Origin of the sequence: Streptomyces sp. NPDC005393, assembly GCF_040606675.1 — a bacterium.
GTDB lineage: Bacteria > Actinomycetota > Actinomycetes > Streptomycetales > Streptomycetaceae > Streptomyces.
In genome coordinates this window covers 1-18,797 of the sequence record NZ_JBEXFG010000082.1, presented here as the reverse complement: position 1 = coordinate 18,797, position 18,797 = coordinate 1, and the positions used below count along the sequence as shown (strand labels likewise).

Genomic DNA, 18,797 nt, shown 5'->3' with positions numbered 1-18,797 from the left:
CAGCACCGGCCAGCGCGCTGGCGCCGAGGAACTTGGCGGCCTGTTGAGCGGTGGACAGCCCCCCGCCCGAGCGCGTGTTACCCATAGGGGGCAGCGCGCGCACCGGGCCCGTCCGCCGCTGGAGCACCAACCCTGGTGGGAGATGGCTGCTCGACAGCTGACGGACCTCGACGGTCTACGCGGCGCCTCCCCCGACGAACTCGCCGCCGCCCTGCGCCCCGCCCTCCGCGCCCTCGTCACCGGCACCAGCACCGCCACCGGGGCGGACTGAGCAGACCCGTCACAGCCGCTGAATGATCGTCCCCGTCGCGAGCCCGCCCCCGGCGCACATGGTGATCAGCGCGAACTCCCTGTCCGCACGCTCCAGTTCATGCAGCGCCGTGGTGATCAGACGCGCCCCCGTGGCCCCCACCGGGTGGCCGAGCGCGATGGCACCGCCGTTCACATTCACCTTCTCCAGGTCCTGGTCGAAGACCTGCGCCCACGACAGCACCACGGAGGCGAACGCCTCGTTGATCTCGACCAGATCGATGTCCTGCAGCGTCATCCCGGCCTTGCCCAGCACCGTCCGGGTCGCGTCAATCGGCCCGTCCAGATGGAAGTGCGGATCGGCGCCGACCAGGGACTGGGCCACGATCCGGGCGCGGGGGCGCAGTTTGAGGGCGCGGGCCATCCGCTTGGAGGCCCACAGCACCGCGCACGCGCCGTCCGAGATCTGGGAGGAGTTGCCCGCGGTGTGCACGGCGGTCGGCATGACGGGCTTCAGCCTGGCCAGCGCCTCCGTGCTGGTGTCGCGCAGCCCCTCGTCCCGGTCGACAGCCCGCCACATGCCCTGCCCGGCCGCCTGCTCCTCCTCCGTCGTGGGCACCTGCACGGCGAAGGTCTCGCGCTTGAACCGCTCCTCCGCCCATGCCCGCGCGGCCCGCTCCTGGGAGATGAGCCCGAGCGCGTCGACGCTCGAACGGGTCAGTCCGCGGTGGCGGGCGATCCGCTCGGCCGCCTCGAACTGATTGGGCAGGTCCACATTCCACTCGTCCGGAAACGGCTTGCCCGGCCCGTGCTTGGAGCCGCTGCCGAGCGGCACGCGCGACATGGCCTCGACGCCGCAGCCGATGCCGATGTCGATGACGCCGGTGGCGACCATGTTGGCCACCATGTGGTTGGCTTGCTGCGAGGAGCCGCACTGGCAGTCCACCGTCGTCGCCGCGGTCTCGTACGGCAGGCCCATCGCCAGCCAGGCGTTGCGCGCGGGGTTCATCGACTGCTCGCCCGCGTGGGTGACCGTACCGCCGACGATCTGCTCGACGCAGTCGGGCTGGATGCCGGTACGGGCGAGGAGTTCGCGGTAGGTCTCGCCGAGCAGACAGGCGGGGTGGAGATTGGCGAGCGCGCCTCCGCGCTTGCCGATGGGGGTGCGTACGGCTTCGACGATGACGGGTTCCGCGGCCATGACTGTCTCGTCCTCTCCTCGCGTCCGCGGGGGCCCCGGCAGCGCCCGCGCCCGGAACTGGTACGCGTTCTAGTTACCCGCCCAGTCTGCTGAGGCCCGGCCCGGCGGCACAAGGGTCGTGCATGGGTTACGCGGAGCCCGAGGTGTCCCGCCGGCGGCAACAATGGCCGCCTTCTCTCTTGCTACTTGAGAACCCGTTACTAGCGTCTGGGCACCTCTGCCTCTGATAGGCCGTCAGATCTGGAGTGGCCGATGCCCTGTCCAGCGCTCCCCGAAGGCTTTGACCTCACCGGCCCCGATCTCCACCAGCGCCGTGTGCCACTCCCGGAGTACGCACGGCTGCGGCAGACCGTCCCCGTGTGGTGGAACGCCCAGCCGCACGGCCTCGCCGGCTTCGACGACGACGGCTACTGGGCCGTCACCCGCCACGCCGACGTCAAGGTCGCTGCGGTGCCGGCTGCCGAGCCCCCGGCCCACGGACCCCTGAGGCCCTGAAGCCTGAGGCCCTACTTGAACGGCACGTTGACGCACGCCACCCGGTCGCCGGCCATGCCCGCCTTGCCCGCCTGCGTACTGGTCGCATGTTCGTGGATCACGACCGAACGCGCCTCACCGGGCCTGAAGTGCCACTTCACCACGGTCTGGGAGCGGCCGTCGCCGCGCCCGTTCGTGGTGAGATCCAGCCACACCTCATTGCGCGGGTTGGCGTACTTCGGGTTGGTCGATGGCTGCTTCGGGTCCTTCACGTTCTGGTAGTGCGGCCCCGACGAGTCGGGCGTGGTGCCGCACGGTTTCGTATGGACGTGGATCCCGAAGTGGTGGTTCGGCGCGACGCCGCGCAGGGCCAGGAAGACGTACGTACCGCCGTACGGCTTCCTGTGATCTCGCTGCCCCTCGTCATGCATCTCGTGGTGATGATCGTGATCCCGCATCCCATGCGGAATCCGCATCTCCGCGACGACCACTACGGCCGTCGTGGGCACGAGCGCCTTGTCGTACGTCACCGCGCCACTCTGACCATGGGCCTGGGATGCCGGCTGGAACCGTTCGAGGACGAAGGCCGCGGGGTTCGGCGGGTTGTCCGCGGGTGACATGTCGGGTGAGACGGCGGGTGACACGGCGGGTGACACGATGGCCAACGACGCCGCCACCGCCGCAGCGGCCGTTACCAGGGACATCCTTGATCCCTCCTTGGTCGGGACCCCCGAGGCTGCCTGGTGTTTTCACCCCTTTTCACCACGCTAGACCTGTGGGTCACACCCTTCAACGCGAGGCGTCGGCCGGCTCGGCGTCAGCGGGATCGGCGGTGGCGGCGGTCGCGGCCGGCTTCGCGGCGTCGGCGGACTTCTCCACGTCCGCCTCCGGACTCCGCCGTGGCCCGACGACCCCCCGCACCCGGGCCGCCACCCCGCTCACCGTCTCCGCCAGCGGCCCCGGTGCCTCCTCGACGGGCCGCCTGCCGATCCCTAGCAGCAGATACTGCAACCCGAACCCGGCCGACACGATGGCCGCGCCGCCGATCGCGTCGAGCACATAGTGGTTCGCGGTGCCCACGATGACCGCCGTGGTCAGCAGCGGGTACAGCATCCCGAGCACCTTCATCCAGACGTACGGCGCCACGATCGCGATGACGACCCCGCACCACAGCGACCACCCCACATGCAGTGAGGGCATGGCCGCGTACTGGTTGGACAGCTTGGTCAGCGCGCCGAAGTCCGGGTTCTTCAGGTCCTGCGGGCCGTGGGCCGTGTCGACGTAGCCGAGGCCCATCAGCCGCGGCGGGGCCAGCGGGTAGAGCCAGAAGCCGATCAGGGCGAGCAGGGTGGCGAACGCCAGCGGCGTACGGGCCCATCGGTAGGTCGCCGGGCGGCGCAGATACAGCCAGCCCAGCAGGGACAGCGGGATCAGGAAGTGGAAGGTGCTGTAGTACCAGTTCATGGTGTGCTTCAGCCATGACGTGTCCGCCACGATGGCGTTGAACCCATGCTCGATGTCGATGTGCAGCCAGCCCTCGAGGGTGAGCACCTGGTCGCCGTGACCCTCGGCGACGCTGCGCTCGTCGGGCGCGTGGCCGCGGATCCACGAGTACGCGAAGTAGCCGACGCGGATGAGCATCAGCTCCAGCATCAGGTTCGGGCGGGACAGCGGCCGCTTGACGAAGCGCAGCAGAGGCACCCAGGCGAAGCGGCTCTTCGCGGGCTCCGCGACCGGTGTCGGGACCGGGTTGTCCCACTGCGGCGAGGTGCGGGAGACGAACGGCACCAGACAGGCGGCGGCGAGCGCGGCCAGCAGGGGCGCGTTGTAGCCGACATGGCCGAGGACCTGGATGTCGGGCAGCAGCGCGGTGCGGTTGAGCGTCATCGCCAGCACCACCAGCACCGGCCACACCAGCCGGTCCGCGGCGCGCCGGCCGACCCGGCCGACGACCGCGAGCAGGATCCACAGCTGCTGGTACTGCCATGAGGTCGGCGAGACCGCGAGCGCCACGCTGCCCGTGATGGCCGCGGCGAGCAGGAGTTGGCCGTCCTGCGCGTAGTGCGCCGCGCGCCGCAGACCGATCACCGCGACGGTGACCGCGAGCGCCGCCAGCAGCGTCAGCTCGACCGGGCCCTCGAGCCCGATGCGCAGCAGCAGTCCGTGCAGGGACTGGTTGGCCAGGCTGTCGGCGGGCGCGCCGAGCCCGGCGCCGCCGATGTGGTGCACCCAGTACGTCCAGGAGTCACGCGGCATCACGGCCCAGGCGAGCGCGGTGCACCCGGCGAAGGTGGCACCGGCGAGCACCGCGGCGCGGCGGCGTCCGACGAGCCACATGACGACGGCGAACAGCAGCAGCGCGGGCTGCAGCGCCGCGGCGACGCCGATGAGGACGCCCGCCTGCCGCCCGGAGGTCCTGGGCAGCACGGTGAGGACGACCAGGAGCACCGGGATGATGCTGGTCTGACCGAGCGTGAAGGTGTTCCGTACCGGCAGCGACAGCACCAGCAGGCAGATGGCCAGCGGCGCGGCGAGCAGCGAGGTGCGGCGGGAGACAGGGCCCGGCAGGGCGCGGGCCACGACCAGGCCGAGGACCACGACGAGCAGCAGGGTGCCGAAGGTCCAGGCGACGCCGAGGCTCTGTTCGGCGGCCCGGGTCAGCGGCTTGAGGACGAGCCCGGAGAACGGCGTGCCGGTGAAGGCATCCCCGTCGTACAGCGACCCGCTGACATGCAGCACCCCATGGGCGCCGATCCAGGTCTCCAGGTCGGTCAGGCGCTGGTCGGGTGGCCGCCGCAGCACGGCCGCCGCCTGACGGGCCGCCAGCAGGCCTGCCAGGAGCCACAGGGCTGCGAGCACCATCCTGGTCCGTGACGTCCGCGCCCCGACGGCACCGGGGCCCGGCCCCGTGCCCGGGGTTCTCCCCAGTCCGCTTCGCTCCACGTTCGCCACGCCCTGCCGCTCCCCCACTCGCGCTCTTCACCAATTCGGATGTTTGAGACCCTACTGAGCCCTCTTCTCAGACGCGGCACACCCCCTCTTCACCTGACCGTCGTCCGGGGTTGTCCGAAAGATGTCAGGCTTTGGCGGGGTGCTTGCGCTCGAGTGTGCGTCGTACGATCCGGGCCAATTTCACCAGGGGTGCGGGGTGCACCGCGAATCGGGACCCGCCGCGCGCTGAAATGTCCCCGGGGTGACCCCGAAGCAGCGGACGAACCAGCGGTGGAAGTGGCTCTGGTCGGCGAACCCCGCCTGGGCCGCCGCCTCCGCCGCCGTATGGCCCGTCACCAGCAGGCCACGCGCCCGGCGCAGCCGCAACTGCCGCTGGAAGTCGCTCGGCGCCATCCCGTACTCGGCGCGGAACGCCCGGTACAGCGCGAACCGGCTGCACCCGGCCGCCTCCGCGAGCCGCGCCGCCGGGATCTCCTCCGCGTACGCCTCCTCCAGCACCGCCCGCGCCCGCCGCGCGGCCCGCGCCTGCTCGCCGCCACCGGCCGGGAGCGCACGGGCGCGTACGGAGCGCGTGGCGCTGCGCCGCACCATCGCGCCGACGGCGGCGGTGAGCCGCTCGTCCCGGACCAGCGGGCCGGCGCCGTCGACGAGAGCCGTGTGCAGCCGTATCAGGGCGCGGCCGAGGACGGGATCGGACAGCACGGGCTGATCGAACAGCGGCAGGGCGACACGGCTGTCCACGGTGCCGGACGCATCGGCGAGAACATTCCGCACCACATCGGGGCCGAAGTGCACGATGCGGTACTTATAACCGAGTTCGGCGGCCGCCTCCCCGTCATGCGGATCATCCGGATTGAACACCATCACCATGCCCGCGCCGCTGGTACGCAGCGCGCCCCGGCACCGGAAGCGCTGGGCGCCGATCTCGGTGACGGCGAAGGAGTAGGCGTCATGGCTGTGGGGATGGAAGCGGTGGCTGAAGAAGTGCGCGTGCATGGCCTCGACGGGCCGGTCGGGATCCCGCCAGTACCGGACCCAGTCCTCCGGGCCCTTCTCCCCCTCGCCGACTGCGGTCACAGTCCCATTGTGCCGTGTCACGCCGACAGGAAGAGCGTTAACCATATGTCACATTAACCACCACTGCACCCAATAGCCTATTGTGCGCCTTTTAATACGCCCTTACATCGCATTCAATCGGCTCATCCCCCCACCCTTGGAGGAGCCGTGCGAATCACCAGAAGAGCGGGCGGCGGTCTGGCCGCCCTCATTCTCGGCATGGCGCTGGCCGCCATCCCCACTCAGGCCCACGCCGCCCCAGTCCCCTGCAACGTCCCCGCGCTCCAAGCGGCCATCGTCGCCGCCAACGTCAGCGGCGGCACCATCGACCTCGCCCCGAACTGCGTCTACTCGGTCACCGACGCCGAGGCCATCGGTGACAACGCGATGCCCGTCATCACCAACAACATCACCATCAATGGCTTCAACTCAACCATCCAACGGGACCCCTCCGCGGCCACGGACTTCCGCATTTTCCAAGTGGCCGGTTCCTCCGGCAGGCTCACCCTCAACCGCGTCACGGTGCGCAACGGACACTTCGCCGACGGTGGCGGCATCCTCGTCAACGCGGGCGGGACGCTGATCCTGAACGCCGCCACCGACGTCAGGGAGAACGAGGCGGACGGCCTTGGTGGCGCCATCCTCAACGATGGCGCCGTCTTCCTCAACGCCGGCAGCAGAGTCACCGACAACGAGGCCGGCGCCGCCGGCGGCGGAATCATCAACCGCGCGACCCTGACCGCCCGGTCCGCCACCGTGTCCGAGAACAGGGCGGCCTCCGGAGGGGGCATTTTCAACACCGCGACCGGCACGTTGGATCTCAGAACGAGCACGGTCAGCCTCAACAGGGCCACACTCGACAACGGCGGCGGGATCGTCAACGGCAACGAGGCGACACTCACCAGCACGGTCGTCTCCGGCAACACGGCCGTCAACCGCGCTGGCGGCTTCTTCAACTTCAGCTTCGCCACCGCCACGATCAACTCCGGCAGAATCAGCGACAACGAGGCGGACAACCTCGGCGGCGGCCTCTACAACGCCGGGACGCTCAATGTGAACCAGACCACCGTCAGGGCCAACCACGTCACCGTCCCGGCCGCCACCTCCCATGGTGGCGGGCTGTACAACGAGACCGGCACCACCACCTTCACCAGCAGCAACGTCTACCAGAACACGGTGGCTCCCCCCGGCGACGGCGGCGGGATCTACGAAGAGCCCGGATCCACCGTGACCCTGGTCACCTCCTCCGTCTTCAGCAACACCCCCGACAACTGCCGGCCCCCCGGAGCCGTCCCCGGCTGCTCCGGCTGACGCACACCGGCCGCCACCAGGCCCTGCCCCGTCCGGGCACCTCCGGGACGGGGCAGGGCACGAACGGCTGCACCTTCTCGCACCAGCGTTCAAGACGGCCGGCCAGGCGACGACGAGGGTGATGCCCATGCGCTTCGACACCAAGATCGCCGTCATCGTCCGTACCGACCTCGCCGACTGGCAGAAGCTGAATGTGACGGCCTTTGTCTGCAGCGGTCTCGCCCACGCCACGGGCGAGATCGTCGGCAAGCCGTACGAGGACGCCTCGGGCAACACCTACCTGCCGATGTTCCGCGAGCCGGTCGTCGTCTACGCCGCCGACGCCCCCGCCCTCGCCCGCACCCACACCCGCGCCCTCTCCCGTGGCCTGACGGCGGCCCTCTACACGGAGGATCTCTTCCGCACCGACAACGAGGACGACAACCGAGCGACGGTACGGGCCGTCGAGGCGCACGAACTGAACCTGGTGGGCCTCGCGGTGTACGGGCCGCGGAACGCGGTGGACAAGGTGACCAAGGGTCTGAAGCTGCACGGCTGAACAGCCAGACCACGCGATGGGCGTGAGCCGGAGCGGATTCACGTGATTAGGCATACATCACATTAACCACCTGTGCCTACCAATGCCCCGAATGGCACTTCGCGCGCCTTTTAACCTCCCCTTACACCGGATTCAATCGGCTCAAGAGAAACAGATCGGACATGAAATTCCGGCCCGTTTCCGCCCCTTCGACCCAAGGAGCAGAGCCGTGCGCATCACCAGAAAGACGGGCGGCGGACTCGCCGCCCTCGTCCTCGGGCTGGCCCTGGCCACTGTCCCGACTCAGGCCCAGGCGGCCATCCCCTGCGACGTCGCCGCCCTCCAGGCGGCCATCGTCGCCGCCAACGGCACCGGCGGCACCATCGACCTGGCCCCCAACTGCACCTACTCGGTCACCGACGCGCAGGCCATCGGCGACAACGCGATGCCCGTCATCGTTAACGACATCACCCTGAAGGGAGCCAACTCCACCATCGAACGCGCGGCCACCGCGGTGACACTTTTCCGCATCTTCGAGGTGGACGGCCCCTCGGGCAAGCTCACCCTCAACAACGTCACGGTGCGCAACGGGCATGCCCCCGTCGACGGCGGGGGCATCCTCGTCAACTCCGAGGGGACGCTGACCCTCAACGCCAACGCCGTCGTCAAGGAGAACATGGCCACCGTCAACGGCGGCGGCATCCGGAACGACGACGGCCACGTCTTCCTCAACAGCGGAAGCAAGATCACCACCAACGAGGCCATCGGTGGCGGCGGCATCTTCTCCGAAGGGGAGGTAACCGCCCAGTCCACCAACGTGTCGGGCAACACCGCACTGGATTCCGGAGGTGGCATCCTCAACAACGTGAACGGTTTTCTCACCCTCCGCTCGAGCGTGGTCAGCGGCAACACCGCCACGACCGAGGAGGGCGGCGGTGTCTGGAACGGCGACCCCCGCACCACCTTCACCAACACGGTCATCTCCGGCAACACGGCCGGCAACAGCGGCGGCGGCCTCTCCAACCACGGCAGGGCCACCTTCACCTCGGGCAGAATCAGCGACAACAACGCGGCCAACAGGGGCGGTGGCGTTAACAACACGGCGCAGCTCAACCTGAACCTCACCGTCCTCATGGCCAATCACGTCACTGTCCCCGCCCTCACGTCACACGGTGGCGGGCTGTACAACGAGAGTTCCACCGCCACCCTCACCAGGTCCAACGTCTACCAGAACACCGTGGCTCCGCCCGGTGACGGCGGCGGAATCTACGAACAGCCCGGATCCACCGTGAACCTGGTGCAGTCCAGCGTCTTCAACAACAGCCCCGACAACTGCCGGCCCCCCGGAGCCGTCCCCGGCTGCGTCGGCTGACCCATACCGCCCCCATCGGGCCCCGCGCTGTCCGGGCACCTCCCGGACGGCGCGGGGCACACTCCGCCGCCCGGCCCCCGCCCGCGCGAGGCTCCGCGGCGGTCACCTACGACGAGCTACGCATCCGGGGCACTGACACGGCGGCCACACAGCCGACGCGAGCGGCGTCAGCGGCCTCACCGGATCGGCGGCCCTGACGACCCGGGTCGGCCCGTACGTCCGCCCGCCGTCCCGTGACACCCGCAGCGTCATCATGGGGCGCCCCCTCACGAGGCGACCTCACGGTGGAGCGGGCCCTGGTGACGCCGCTGAAGCCGAACGACACAGTCGGTCGCCCGGCTGTGGTCACCGGCACGCCGGGCGTCGGCTTGCTGCCGTAACAGCGCGGCGCAGTCGCAGTCGCAGTCGCCGTGGGCCGGGGTGTTGGCGCGCGGGGTCGCTGGACTAGTGTCCGTCACGTTGTCGCTCCTGGTGGCGATGGCCATGCCCCCGGACCGTTCGCCCGGTCGCGGGGGTCTCTTTCCGTATCGCCCAACTTCACCCGGCTGACGAGTCACCGCATAGCGGCCCGCTGTTGGCCACCTGTCGGCCAGAATGGGGGCATGACCAGCGATATCGGGGCCCACATCCGCCGTCTGCGCGAAGAGCTCGGGTGGAGCCAGGCGCGGCTGGCACGCGAGACCTGCCGCGCGGCGGGGATCAGCGGAGACCCGATAGGGCGGCAGGAAATCAGCCGCTACGAGAACGGGAAGCGGACGCCACGCGAATGGCTTCCCTTCATCGCCGCCGCGTTAGGCGTCCCGCAGAACGCGCTGACGGAGCCTTGGAGACCCAGTGAGCCACCGTTGCCGACGTTGGCGGATTATCTGCCCGCTCAAGACCCTCTGGCACCGCTGCCTGCCGGCACAGGACGACGCATCGGCATGAGGACGGTGCACGATCTGCGCCAGCGGGTGCACGCATTGAGGCTCGCCGACGATGTGCTCGCGGGCGGCGATCTCATCCGCCCCGCGTTGAGGGAACTCCGCTCGGCTGTCCGCCTGTACCGAGAAGGCAGCCATGGCGGAGAAGTGGAGCGCGCTCTTCTCGTCCAGATCGGAGAACTCGCGCAGATCGCTGGATGGATCGCCGGCGATGCCGGACAGTACGGCGAATCGGAGCGCATTTACCGGCTGGGGCTGAGCGCGGCGCGACAGGCGGAGGACCCCTTATTGGCGGGCAACCTCGCCGGATCGCTGGCGTACCAGTTCAGCAATACCGGGCGGGAAGCCGAGGGGGTGACGCTTGCTCGCGCTGCGCTCACCGGCGTGGAGAGCGACGCACCGCCGAAAGCCCGCGCGCTCTACCTTGACCGCCTGGCGTGGGCGCACACCAAAGCAGGAGACGCACAACCGGCGATGCGGGCTCTCGCGGAAGGTCTCCTGGCTCGCTGTCGCTCTCGCTGACGCGAACGAGCCGGAGGAGGCAGCGGCCGTCGCGGAGCGCGTCATCACCATCGCCGCTGACGTCGCCTCGAGGCGCACCGCGCACCGTGTGCGCGTCGTTCTGGACCGACTGGGAGAGTTCTCCGACGTTCCCCAGGTCGCCGCGCTGCTCGACGCGCACCGGGCCGCGTGAGGTGCGGCATGGCACCGACCGCCGACCCCGACACCGTGAGGCAAGATGGGGCCATGAGCATCGTGAAGATCAATGTCCTGACCGTGCCCGAGGAGCAGCGCGAGGTGCTGGAGAAGCGCTTCGCCTCGCGCGCCGGGGCCGTGGAGAACTCCGACGGTTTCGAGTGGTTCGAGCTGCTGCGCCCGGTCGAGGGGACTGACACGTACCTGGTCTACACGAGGTGGCGCAGCGAGGAGAACTTCCAGGCCTGGATGGAGGGCCCCATGAAGGCCGCCCACCAGCGCGGCGGCGAGGACGCCCCGCAGCAGAAGCCCGCCGCCTCCGGGTCCACCCTGTGGTCCTTCGAGGTCGTCCAGCAGACCGGACCCAAGCAAGACTGACACGGCCCCTGGAACCACCGCTAGCCCCCTGACCATGGCCAAGGGGCTAGCGTCTCGTGGTCCTGGACCGGCGTGCTGGTCCGTGTTGATCGGGCCTGACCTGGTTGTTCATGGGTCAGCCGAGATATGGCCGGTCGCGGTGTTCCAGGAAGTGGCGGAGTCGGAGCCGCTGTGTGTGGTGCATGGACAACTCGGCAAGTTCCTCCGGTGGGACGAAGCGGAGTTCCGTGGACTCGTCGGAGATCGCGAGCTGACCGTCGACGATGCGGGCGGTGAAGCAGACGTTGAACTGTCGACGGACCTCACCGTCCGTGTAGGCGATGACGTGACGTGGGTCGGTGTATGTGCCGACGAGTCCGGTGATCTCTACGTCGAGTCCGGTCTCTTCCTTGACCTCACGGACAGCCGTTCCCGGCAGGGAGTCGGTCATCTCCATGCCGCCGCCAGGCAGCGCCCAAAGATCATTATCGCGGCGGCGCTGGAGCAGGATACGTCCGGTCTCGTCGGTGACGACAGCGGATGCGGCGACAACCAAGCTGTTCGGCTCGGGCGCGTCCGGATCGCCGTAGTATTCGGTCCGCGCCATGGGTCAGCCTTCCTGTACCGGCGTCGCTGTCGCCCACACGGCGTCGAAGCTCTGGGCGTAGGTGTCGAACATGCCGCCCTTACCGTGTCGGCGGAGGTGCCAGACGGGAGCTGCGTACGCGTTCACGCCCCATACGTGGGCGTTGACCATGGCTTGATCATCTGCCCGGTAGAGCGAGTTGTAGAGGGTCGTTCCGTGAGTCCGAACCTCGACGCCCGGGGTGCCGATGAGGGGGCGGTAGTGCATGAGGGCGAGTCGACAGCGTGACTCGATGCCGTGGCCGAACTTCTCTTCCTGGCCTCGCTGCTGGACGTTGGGGCTGTCAGCGTCGCCGACCGCGATACGTACGGCGCAGCCTTGGGCGGCCCGCTCCTGCAGAAGATCGTTGAGGCGGGGGTATGCCTCGTGCAGGAAGACGGCGGCGTACACGAGTACGTCAATCCGTTCGCGGGCCTGCGTCAGCATCTCCACCAACGTGGACACGGGGATGTCTGCGCGCTGGTTGTAGAGCGCCACCAGCTCGGGGCTGACCGCGCGTGCGGGGCGCGCTTGGCGGAGCGCTGGCCATAGGGCGTGCACGTCTTCTCCTAACGTTTCTGCTGCCAGGATGGCCGTGCCGCGTCGCGGCGTACGGTTGAGGTTGACCCATCTTTCAACGGATTTGGGGTCTACCTCGACCCTTTCCGCGAGGGTGGCGTACGTCCAGCCTCCGGATGCCATGACGGCACGTAGCCTCTCGTTCGGCACCTGAGTCTCTCCCTACATGTCAGGACGGCACTAGGGACGTTTTACCCGACGCGGGACGTCCCCAAGTGGGGTTTAGGGGAGGTTCCTACGTCCTGATCACAGCGCGATGATCGCGAAAAGAACTCCCGCGACCGTTGCAGGCGGCCCGGGAGCGTGGTCAACGCTGTGAAGGAGCGTCAAGGTGCAAGAGCGTATCGCCGGACTCATGGAATGGCTGCTGGGGGTGTTACTGCCCGCACCGGGCCGTCATCGTGCCATCGCGCCCTTGCCCGCCTTGCGGTGTATGGACGCACCTACGGTTCGTCTCGCGCGTGTGCCTGTGGCGTACGTGTGGTTGCCGCACGGGCGAGGTGCCACGGACACCGGCCTTGTCCCGCCCTATGTGGTAGCCCATGACAGGCAGCACGAGGCCCACATCGTGCAGGCGGCGGCGAGGTGAGCATGCGTCCCCGATTGCTGCCATGGCCGAGCCCGGCCGGGAAGCGCTGTTACCTCGTGTCGGACGAGGGCAGTAGTAGTCATCTGTCGAAGCTGGCCGATGAGATGGAAGAAGTTCAGCTCAAGGTCGGCTCTGAACTCCTCGGCCACACGGACAAGATGCTTGTTGACCATCAGGTCGGCATGGAGGAACTGCGGTTCCTGGTCAAGTGCCTGTCTGAGGCACTGCGCGACGCGCTGCGGGTCGCCGAGAGCCGGGGCGGGCGGCTGCCCGCTGGTGACGGCAGCGACCCGGAGAGCAGCCCGGAAGAGGGACCAACGCTGAGGGGCGGGGGGTTCGCATGAGCCATACCCGGCCAGGCATGTCAGAGGGCTGGCAAGTCGGTCCGGCGCCGGGCTGTGGCCTGCACTCCGGAAAGGACGGGTGTCTTGAACTGCCGCTTCACGTACGTCGCCCCGGTCGGGCTGCCCTGGCTTCGCTGGTGCTGACCGTGGTCGAAGCCGAGCAGTTGCACGCCGCGTTGTGTTACGCGCTCGGCGGCGAACCGGTCCCGAACGACCCTCCTCCGTGTCGAGAGCGGACCCGCTACCCCGGCGGCCGACAGCGGTACTGAGGTCGGCCCCGACTGGAACAGGCAAAACAACCCCAAAAGCAACGCCGGACCACCCCTCGCCTAGACAGCTTCCGGGGTGGTCCGGCTGGGGACGAAGCCCGGTATCGATGGTACCGGGGTCGTCGTCATGCTCTCGTTCGGCAACCCGGCACCTTGTCAGATGGCCTGCACGGAAGGGGGATTGAGCGAAAGTGCGAGCCTGGGGACGACAGGTTCGACGATGAGGCGGCACCTGGAAGCCGGGATGTGGGTGCGCGGAGTGGACTACGTGAGCGGCTGGCGGAACGCGAGGGAAGCGGCGGCCGAGCTGGGCGACGCGCTGAGGCTGGTCGGTGTGGATACGGCGGGGGCGCGGCTGCGTGCTGCTGCGGGGCCGGATGGCTCGGGAGTCGTGCGGCTGGAGCTCGCCGGACGACGAGACGGCCGTCCGGCTTCCCGGCGATCCATCGGCCGCACACGCACGGGCACGGGCCGTGTTGGCTTCGGCTGTTGGCGGTCACCTTCGACCGCCTGCGCACCTGTGGCACTGGCCCAGTGGCCACGCCGACGACGTCATCAGCGGTACCAGCGGGTCGTTGGAAGTGACCACGCGGACGGGCCCGTAGGTCCGCCCGCTGTCTCGTGACACCCGGAACGCGGTGGACAAGGTGGCCAAGGGCGTGAAGCCGCAAGGCTGAACAGCCAAGCGGTAGGCGCGAGCCGGGGCGGACTCACGGGGTTATATATATTTCACATTAACCACCTTTGCCCATCTCTGCCTCGAATGACACTGCTGCGCGACTTTTAACTTCCCTTTACACTCGATTCAATCGGCTCAAGCGAAACAGATCGGACATGGGTTTCCGATCCGTTCGACTCCTCGACGCAAGGAGCAGAGCCGTGCGCATCACAAGGAAGACGGGCGGCGGTCTGGCCGCCCTCGTTCTCGGGCTGGCCCTGGCCGCCGTCCCGACTCAGGCCCACGCCGCCATCGCCTGCAACGTCCCCGCACTCCAAGCGGCCATCATCGCCGCCAACGTCAGCGGCGGCACCATCGACCTCGCCCCCAACTGCACCTACTCGGTCACCGACGCACAGGCCATCGGGGACAACGCGATGCCCAACATCATCAACGACATCACCATCAACGGCTTCAACTCCACCATCGAGCGAGCGGCCACCGCGGCGACGGACTTCCGCATCTTCCAAGTGGACGGTCCATCCGGCAAGCTCACCCTCAACCGCGTCACGGTGCGCAACGGACACTTCATCGACGGGGGCGGCATCATCGTCCTCGATGACGGGACACTGATCCTGAACGCAGCCACCGTCCTCAAGGAGAACGAGGCGGACAGCACTGGCGGCGGCCTCCGCAACTTCGGCGCCGTCTTCCTCAACGCCGGCAGCAAGGTCACCGACAACGACGCCTCCGTCGGCGGCGGAATCATGAACGACGGGACCCTGACCGGCCGGTCCGCCAACGTGTCCGACAACAGGGCGATCTTCGGCGGAGGGGGCATTCTCAACGACTCGAGCGGCATTCTGGATCTCAGAACGAGCACGGTCAGCCTCAACAGGACCACGATCGCCAGCGGCGCCGGGATCCTCAACATCAACGAGGCCACCCTCACCAGTACGGTCGTCTCCGACAACACGGCCACCACCGTCGGCGGCGGCTTCTACAACCTTGGCAACGCCACCATCAACAACAGCAGAATCAGCGCCAACAACGCGGGCAACCGCGGCGGCGGCCTCTACAACTTTGCGACGCTGCACGTGAACGGCACCGTCATCAGGGCCAACCACGTCACCGTCCCGGCCCCCACCGCGCAGGGTGGCGGGCTGTACAACGAGGCCGGCACCACCACCTTCACCAACAGCAACGTCTACAGCAACACCGTGCCTCCTCCCGGCGACGGCGGCGGAATCTACGAACAGCCCGGATCCACCGTCAACCTGGTCACCTCCGCCGTCTTCAGCAACACACCCGACAACTGCCGGCCCCCGGGAGCCGTCCCCGGCTGCACCGGCTGACCCAGGCCGGACCCGGACATGCCCCCGCGCCGTTCAGGCCCCTCCTGGACGGCGCGGGTCACGCCGTGCGGCAGCCCCTGGACGAAGGATGACGCGATGCGCGGTCATTCGGCGGGTTTCTCCCAGACCGAAACATGCCGGCGGCTCTCGTTCGTGAAGGGTTCCCTCGTCCACCCCTCCCACCGCTCACGCAACCGCAGCCCGGCGAGCTGAGCCATCAGGTCGAGTTCCGATGGCCACACATACCGAAAAGGGATGGATCGGTACTCGCCCCGGCCGTCGACGACCTCGACATAGTTCGAGCTCATCGCCTGGGTGGCGACGTCATAGGCGTCGAACGCCCACTTCGTCGGGGTCACATGAAACGGCACGATGTCCTGCCCGGCCGGGAGCTTTCTCAGCTCGGGAACCGTGACCTCGACGACGAAACAGCCTCCGGGTTCAAGGTGAGCCGCGACATTGCGGAAGCAGGCCACCTGCGCCGCCTGCGTCGTCAGATTCATGATCGTGTTGAAGACCAGATAGGCGACGGAGAACGTTCCGTCCACCTTCGTCGTCGAGAAGTCGCCGATCGTCACGCCGATCGCGTCGCCACCCGGCTTGGCGCGCAGCCGGGCGACCATCGCCCGCGACAGATCGATGCCGTGGACCGGAACTCCGCGGCGTGCCAGCGGCAACGCGATACGTCCCGTCCCGATGCCGAGCTCAAGGGCCGGGCCACCGTCGCCGATCCCTGCCAGAAGGCCGACCGTCGCGTCCACGACGCCCGGTTCGAACATGTCCGCCGACGACTCGTCGTACGTCGCGGCGACACGGTCTCCGAAGTAGCCGTCCTCGTCGTCCATCACCCGACCGTACTGCGGCAGGCCTCACGCGCGCCCGCGAATTTCCCCGGGCCGACTCGTCCGGTCACCTCCGCCCACCCGCGCATCTGGGGCACTGGCACGGTGGCCATGCCGACGACTTCAGCGGTATGAGCGGGTCGGTGGACTTGACCACGCGGACGGGCCCGTAGGTCCTGAGTGTCGCCCCCAACCTCCTCCCGCCATGACCGGCCGCATAGCGGCCTCCTGTCGGCCCGCTGTCGGCGCGGCAGACGTTGCCTCGGAGCGGACAGCGGAACGCGTGCGCGTTGTGCTGGACCGGCTGGACGAGTTCTCGGACGTTCCCCAAGTGGCCGCGTTACTCGATACGCACAAGGCAGCGTAAGACAGTTCCCATCTGTGTCGGCGCCGGGTCGCGCTCGCGAACATCGAGGTGGGCGCCGAGACCATCCGCGCCGCGTCCACCACTGTCTGAGCAGGCCGCCCGCCGTCGGCCTCGGCCAAATGGCCCGGAGCCGGGGCGCGGGCGCCGCGCCGCGAGTGGGTTTCGCGGCGCACCCGCGCGTCCATGGTGGCTGGTGCGGCCGGCTCTCAGACCGCGTCGGGGCCCCGCTCGCCCGTACGGACCCGTACCACGTCATCGACCGGGACGGCCCAGACCTTGCCGTCGCCGATCCGGCCGGTGCGCGCGGCGTTGGTGATCGCCTCCATCACCGGCTCCGCCTCGGCGTCCTCCACGACCACATCGATGCGCGCCTTGGGGACGAAGTCGATGCGGTACTCGGCGCCCCGGTAGACCTCGGTGTGGCCGAGCTGGCGGCCGAAGCCGCTGGCCTCGGTGACGGTGAGGCCTTGCACCCCGATCTCCCGCAGGGCCGTCTTGACGTCATCGAGCTTGAACGGCTTGATGATGGCCGTGATCAGCTTCATGTGAGCGGGGTCCTGTCGGAGTGCGGCAGCGGGCGGTGGGCGTGGGCGTTCTGGGGCACACCATGGCCCAGAACGCCGTGATCATAGGAGCTCTCGGCATGGACGGCGAGGTCGAGGCCGGACCGCTCATGCTCCTCCGAGGCCCGGAAGCCCATGAACCGGTCGATCAGCTTCCCGATCCCGTACGTCATGACGAACGCGTAACTCCCCACCGCGAGCACCGCCACGACCTGCTTGCCCAACTGCCTTGGCCCGCCACCGGAGAGCAGCCCCGACGCGCCTCCGGTCATCGTGGCGGTGGCGAAAAGGCCTATCAGTACGGTGCCGACGACCCCGGCCACCAGATGGACGCCGACGACGTCGAGGGAGTCCCCACGTTTCGCGCGGCCCTCACCCGACCGCTCACCCGGCCCTCACGCGGCCCGCCGGTAATGAAGCATCACCACCCCGTTCCCGAAGGCCCGACTCTCCACAAGCCGCAGATCGGCCCGGTCGTCCGACGCCTCGAACAGCGGCTTGCCCCGGCCGACGAGCACCGGATGGACATAGATCCGATACTCATCGATCAGCCCCAGCCGCCGAAAGCAGGTCCCGAGATCGGCACCCCCCAACGCCAGATCCCCGCCCGGCTGCGCCGTGAGCTCCCTGATCTCCTCGACGACCACATCCCGCTTGATGGTGGTGTTCCACTCGGCCCGCTCCAGCGTCCGGGAGAACACAACCTTGGGCATCTCCCGCCAGATACGAGCGAACTCCACCATGGGCCCGCTACTCGCGGGATCGGCATCAGCGGTCGGCCAGAACCCGGCCATGAGCTCATGGGTAACCCGCCCGTTGAGGAAGGCCCCCATCCCGCTGAGCTGCTCATTGAAGTGACGGTGCAGCTCATCGTCGACCAGATGCCAGTCGATCTGACGCTCGGGCCCCTCGATGAAGCCGTCGAGGGACACCGACATCGACATGATGATCTTTCTCATCTCGGCCTCCTCATGGCCGAGACCATACGCCCGCTCCCCCTTTTTGGCGACGAGATCGAGGGCGGTGCCTTGGGGGAGACACGGGGTGGGCGGGAGTTGTTTGTAGAAGAAGCTGCAGTCTTCGAGCGAGCCGTCCGGGTCGGCGGCGTAGTCGGGGACGATGCCGTAGCGGGTCCAGCCGTCGGCGAGGTGGACGTGCTCGGCGGGGCTGCCGGTGCGGGTGTCCAGGAGCAGGAGGGTGACGCCGGCGGCGGTGGCGGCACACGATCTTCCCCATGCCCCCGGACCCTAACCCGAAGGACCGCCGCAACCGCGAAGGGCCGCCGCCCGGAGGGAGTCCGGGCGGCGGCCAGGGGGAGTAAGCGGCGGGACGGGAGGGGGTGTTCAACTGTTCGCTCGTGCGGTCGATTGAGTGAGTGTTAGCGGGTTCAAGCGATGTTATGGTCTTGTCTATGAACCTTACGGAGTGGGCGGAAGCGAACGGTGTGCATCGGCAGACCGCGTATCGCTGGTTCCGTGAGGGCACGTTGCCGGTCCCC

The 18,797-nt window shown here is 68.6% G+C and carries 18 protein-coding genes and 3 pseudogenes; 10 read left to right on the top strand and 11 right to left on the bottom strand.

Annotated features, from left to right (window positions below):
- The first annotated feature begins 142 nt into the window (after positions 1–142).
- Entirely contained in the window at positions 143–271 is a 129-nt protein-coding gene (locus ABZS71_RS34350) for a hypothetical protein (protein ID WP_356216468.1), read from the top strand.
- A 9-nt stretch (positions 272–280) separates the two neighbouring features.
- Here the strand turns inward: ABZS71_RS34350 and ABZS71_RS34345 are convergent, their stop codons facing one another.
- A complete protein-coding gene (locus ABZS71_RS34345) occupies positions 281–1,450 on the bottom strand; it encodes a steroid 3-ketoacyl-CoA thiolase (protein WP_356216466.1) in 1,170 nt (389 codons plus the stop codon).
- Positions 1,451–1,702: 252 nt separating this feature from the next.
- Here ABZS71_RS34345 and ABZS71_RS34340 point away from each other — a divergent pair.
- A pseudogene (locus ABZS71_RS34340) lies at positions 1,703–1,891 on the top strand (steroid C27-monooxygenase); the annotation flags it as partial.
- 65 nt (positions 1,892–1,956) lie between these two features.
- On the opposite strand, the gene ABZS71_RS34335 reads toward ABZS71_RS34340, so the two are convergent.
- The 3 genes from ABZS71_RS34335 to ABZS71_RS34325 form a co-directional block, all read right to left on the bottom strand.
- A complete protein-coding gene (locus tag ABZS71_RS34335; RefSeq protein ID WP_355855370.1) occupies positions 1,957–2,628 on the bottom strand; it encodes a superoxide dismutase family protein in 672 nt (223 codons plus the stop codon).
- Between the two features lie 85 nt (positions 2,629–2,713).
- Entirely contained in the window at positions 2,714–4,786 is a 2,073-nt protein-coding gene (locus ABZS71_RS34330) for a bifunctional glycosyltransferase 87/phosphatase PAP2 family protein (protein ID WP_356216464.1), read from the bottom strand.
- A gap of 270 nt (positions 4,787–5,056) precedes the next feature.
- Positions 5,057–5,872 (bottom strand): AraC family transcriptional regulator, encoded by an 816-nt coding sequence (locus ABZS71_RS34325; protein ID WP_356216471.1) that lies wholly within the window; start codon positions 5,870–5,872, stop codon positions 5,057–5,059.
- Positions 5,873–6,100: 228 nt separating this feature from the next.
- On the opposite strand from ABZS71_RS34325, the gene ABZS71_RS34320 reads away from it, so the two are divergent.
- From ABZS71_RS34320 to ABZS71_RS34310, 3 genes are all read left to right on the top strand, one after another.
- On the top strand, positions 6,101–7,243 hold the full coding sequence (locus ABZS71_RS34320; protein WP_356216461.1) for a hypothetical protein: 1,143 nt from the start codon (positions 6,101–6,103) through the stop codon (positions 7,241–7,243).
- Between the two features lie 127 nt (positions 7,244–7,370).
- A complete protein-coding gene (locus ABZS71_RS34315) occupies positions 7,371–7,781 on the top strand; it encodes a DUF2000 domain-containing protein (RefSeq protein ID WP_356216458.1) in 411 nt (136 codons plus the stop codon).
- Between the two features lie 208 nt (positions 7,782–7,989).
- Positions 7,990–9,132, top strand: coding sequence for a hypothetical protein (locus tag ABZS71_RS34310; RefSeq protein ID WP_356216455.1), 1,143 nt, complete (start codon positions 7,990–7,992; stop codon positions 9,130–9,132).
- A gap of 266 nt (positions 9,133–9,398) precedes the next feature.
- Here the strand turns inward: ABZS71_RS34310 and ABZS71_RS34305 are convergent, their stop codons facing one another.
- Entirely contained in the window at positions 9,399–9,590 is a 192-nt protein-coding gene (locus ABZS71_RS34305) for a hypothetical protein (RefSeq protein WP_356216453.1), read from the bottom strand.
- Positions 9,591–9,734: 144 nt separating this feature from the next.
- Between ABZS71_RS34305 and ABZS71_RS34300 the strand changes: the two genes are divergently transcribed.
- Both ABZS71_RS34300 and ABZS71_RS34295 read left to right on the top strand, forming a co-directional pair.
- Positions 9,735–10,577 carry a helix-turn-helix domain-containing protein gene (locus tag ABZS71_RS34300; RefSeq protein WP_356216450.1) on the top strand — a complete coding sequence of 281 codons (843 nt, stop codon included), beginning with the start codon at positions 9,735–9,737 and terminating at the stop codon, positions 10,575–10,577.
- 225 nt (positions 10,578–10,802) lie between these two features.
- Positions 10,803–11,129 (top strand): antibiotic biosynthesis monooxygenase, encoded by a 327-nt coding sequence (locus ABZS71_RS34295; protein WP_356216447.1) that lies wholly within the window; start codon positions 10,803–10,805, stop codon positions 11,127–11,129.
- 115 nt (positions 11,130–11,244) lie between these two features.
- Here the strand turns inward: ABZS71_RS34295 and ABZS71_RS34290 are convergent, their stop codons facing one another.
- Both ABZS71_RS34290 and ABZS71_RS34285 read right to left on the bottom strand, forming a co-directional pair.
- A complete protein-coding gene (locus ABZS71_RS34290; protein ID WP_356216444.1) occupies positions 11,245–11,715 on the bottom strand; it encodes an NUDIX domain-containing protein in 471 nt (156 codons plus the stop codon).
- A 3-nt stretch (positions 11,716–11,718) separates the two neighbouring features.
- Positions 11,719–12,462 (bottom strand): XRE family transcriptional regulator, encoded by a 744-nt coding sequence (locus ABZS71_RS34285; RefSeq protein WP_356216441.1) that lies wholly within the window; start codon positions 12,460–12,462, stop codon positions 11,719–11,721.
- A gap of 441 nt (positions 12,463–12,903) precedes the next feature.
- Between ABZS71_RS34285 and ABZS71_RS34280 the strand changes: the two genes are divergently transcribed.
- Together ABZS71_RS34280 and ABZS71_RS34275 are read left to right on the top strand one after the other, a co-directional pair.
- Complete coding sequence (locus tag ABZS71_RS34280) at positions 12,904–13,245, top strand: hypothetical protein (protein ID WP_356216439.1); 342 nt, start codon at positions 12,904–12,906, stop codon at positions 13,243–13,245.
- A 1,148-nt stretch (positions 13,246–14,393) separates the two neighbouring features.
- Positions 14,394–15,527: a hypothetical protein gene (locus ABZS71_RS34275; protein ID WP_356216436.1), complete on the top strand. Its 1,134-nt coding sequence runs from the start codon at positions 14,394–14,396 to the stop codon at positions 15,525–15,527.
- A gap of 104 nt (positions 15,528–15,631) precedes the next feature.
- On the opposite strand, the gene ABZS71_RS34270 is transcribed toward ABZS71_RS34275, so the two are convergent.
- From ABZS71_RS34270 to ABZS71_RS34255, 4 genes and pseudogenes are all read right to left on the bottom strand, one after another.
- Positions 15,632–16,372, bottom strand: coding sequence for a class I SAM-dependent methyltransferase (locus ABZS71_RS34270; protein WP_356216434.1), 741 nt, complete (start codon positions 16,370–16,372; stop codon positions 15,632–15,634).
- Positions 16,373–16,942: 570 nt separating this feature from the next.
- Positions 16,943–17,281: a P-II family nitrogen regulator gene (locus ABZS71_RS34265; protein WP_356216431.1), complete on the bottom strand. Its 339-nt coding sequence runs from the start codon at positions 17,279–17,281 to the stop codon at positions 16,943–16,945.
- A pseudogene (locus ABZS71_RS34260) lies at positions 17,278–17,652 on the bottom strand (ammonia channel protein); the annotation flags it as partial. The pseudogene ABZS71_RS34260 and the gene ABZS71_RS34265, both read right to left, overlap by 4 nt.
- Before the next feature lie 42 nt (positions 17,653–17,694).
- Positions 17,695–18,258, bottom strand: coding sequence for a dihydrofolate reductase family protein (locus ABZS71_RS34255; protein ID WP_356216428.1), 564 nt, complete (start codon positions 18,256–18,258; stop codon positions 17,695–17,697).
- A 452-nt stretch (positions 18,259–18,710) separates the two neighbouring features.
- Between ABZS71_RS34255 and ABZS71_RS34250 the strand changes: the two are divergent.
- Positions 18,711–18,797 (top strand): annotated as a pseudogene (locus ABZS71_RS34250) (IS607 family transposase); the annotation flags it as partial.

Coding starts and splice junctions, on each gene's coding strand:
- ABZS71_RS34280 (WP_356216439.1), top strand. CDS start 12,904: ATGCGTCCCCGATTGCTGCCATGGCCGAGCCCGGCCGGGAAGCGCTGT.
- ABZS71_RS34295 (WP_356216447.1), top strand. CDS start 10,803: ATGAGCATCGTGAAGATCAATGTCCTGACCGTGCCCGAGGAGCAGCGC.
- ABZS71_RS34350 (WP_356216468.1), top strand. CDS start 143: ATGGCTGCTCGACAGCTGACGGACCTCGACGGTCTACGCGGCGCCTCC.
- ABZS71_RS34315 (WP_356216458.1), top strand. CDS start 7,371: ATGCGCTTCGACACCAAGATCGCCGTCATCGTCCGTACCGACCTCGCC.
- ABZS71_RS34325 (WP_356216471.1), bottom strand. CDS start 5,872: ATGCACGCGCACTTCTTCAGCCACCGCTTCCATCCCCACAGCCATGAC.
- ABZS71_RS34330 (WP_356216464.1), bottom strand. CDS start 4,786: ATGGTGCTCGCAGCCCTGTGGCTCCTGGCAGGCCTGCTGGCGGCCCGT.
- ABZS71_RS34300 (WP_356216450.1), top strand. CDS start 9,735: ATGACCAGCGATATCGGGGCCCACATCCGCCGTCTGCGCGAAGAGCTC.
- ABZS71_RS34265 (WP_356216431.1), bottom strand. CDS start 17,281: ATGAAGCTGATCACGGCCATCATCAAGCCGTTCAAGCTCGATGACGTC.
- ABZS71_RS34290 (WP_356216444.1), bottom strand. CDS start 11,715: ATGGCGCGGACCGAATACTACGGCGATCCGGACGCGCCCGAGCCGAAC.
- ABZS71_RS34270 (WP_356216434.1), bottom strand. CDS start 16,372: ATGGACGACGAGGACGGCTACTTCGGAGACCGTGTCGCCGCGACGTAC.
- ABZS71_RS34335 (WP_355855370.1), bottom strand. CDS start 2,628: ATGTCCCTGGTAACGGCCGCTGCGGCGGTGGCGGCGTCGTTGGCCATC.
- ABZS71_RS34255 (WP_356216428.1), bottom strand. CDS start 18,258: ATGAGAAAGATCATCATGTCGATGTCGGTGTCCCTCGACGGCTTCATC.
- ABZS71_RS34345 (WP_356216466.1), bottom strand. CDS start 1,450: ATGGCCGCGGAACCCGTCATCGTCGAAGCCGTACGCACCCCCATCGGC.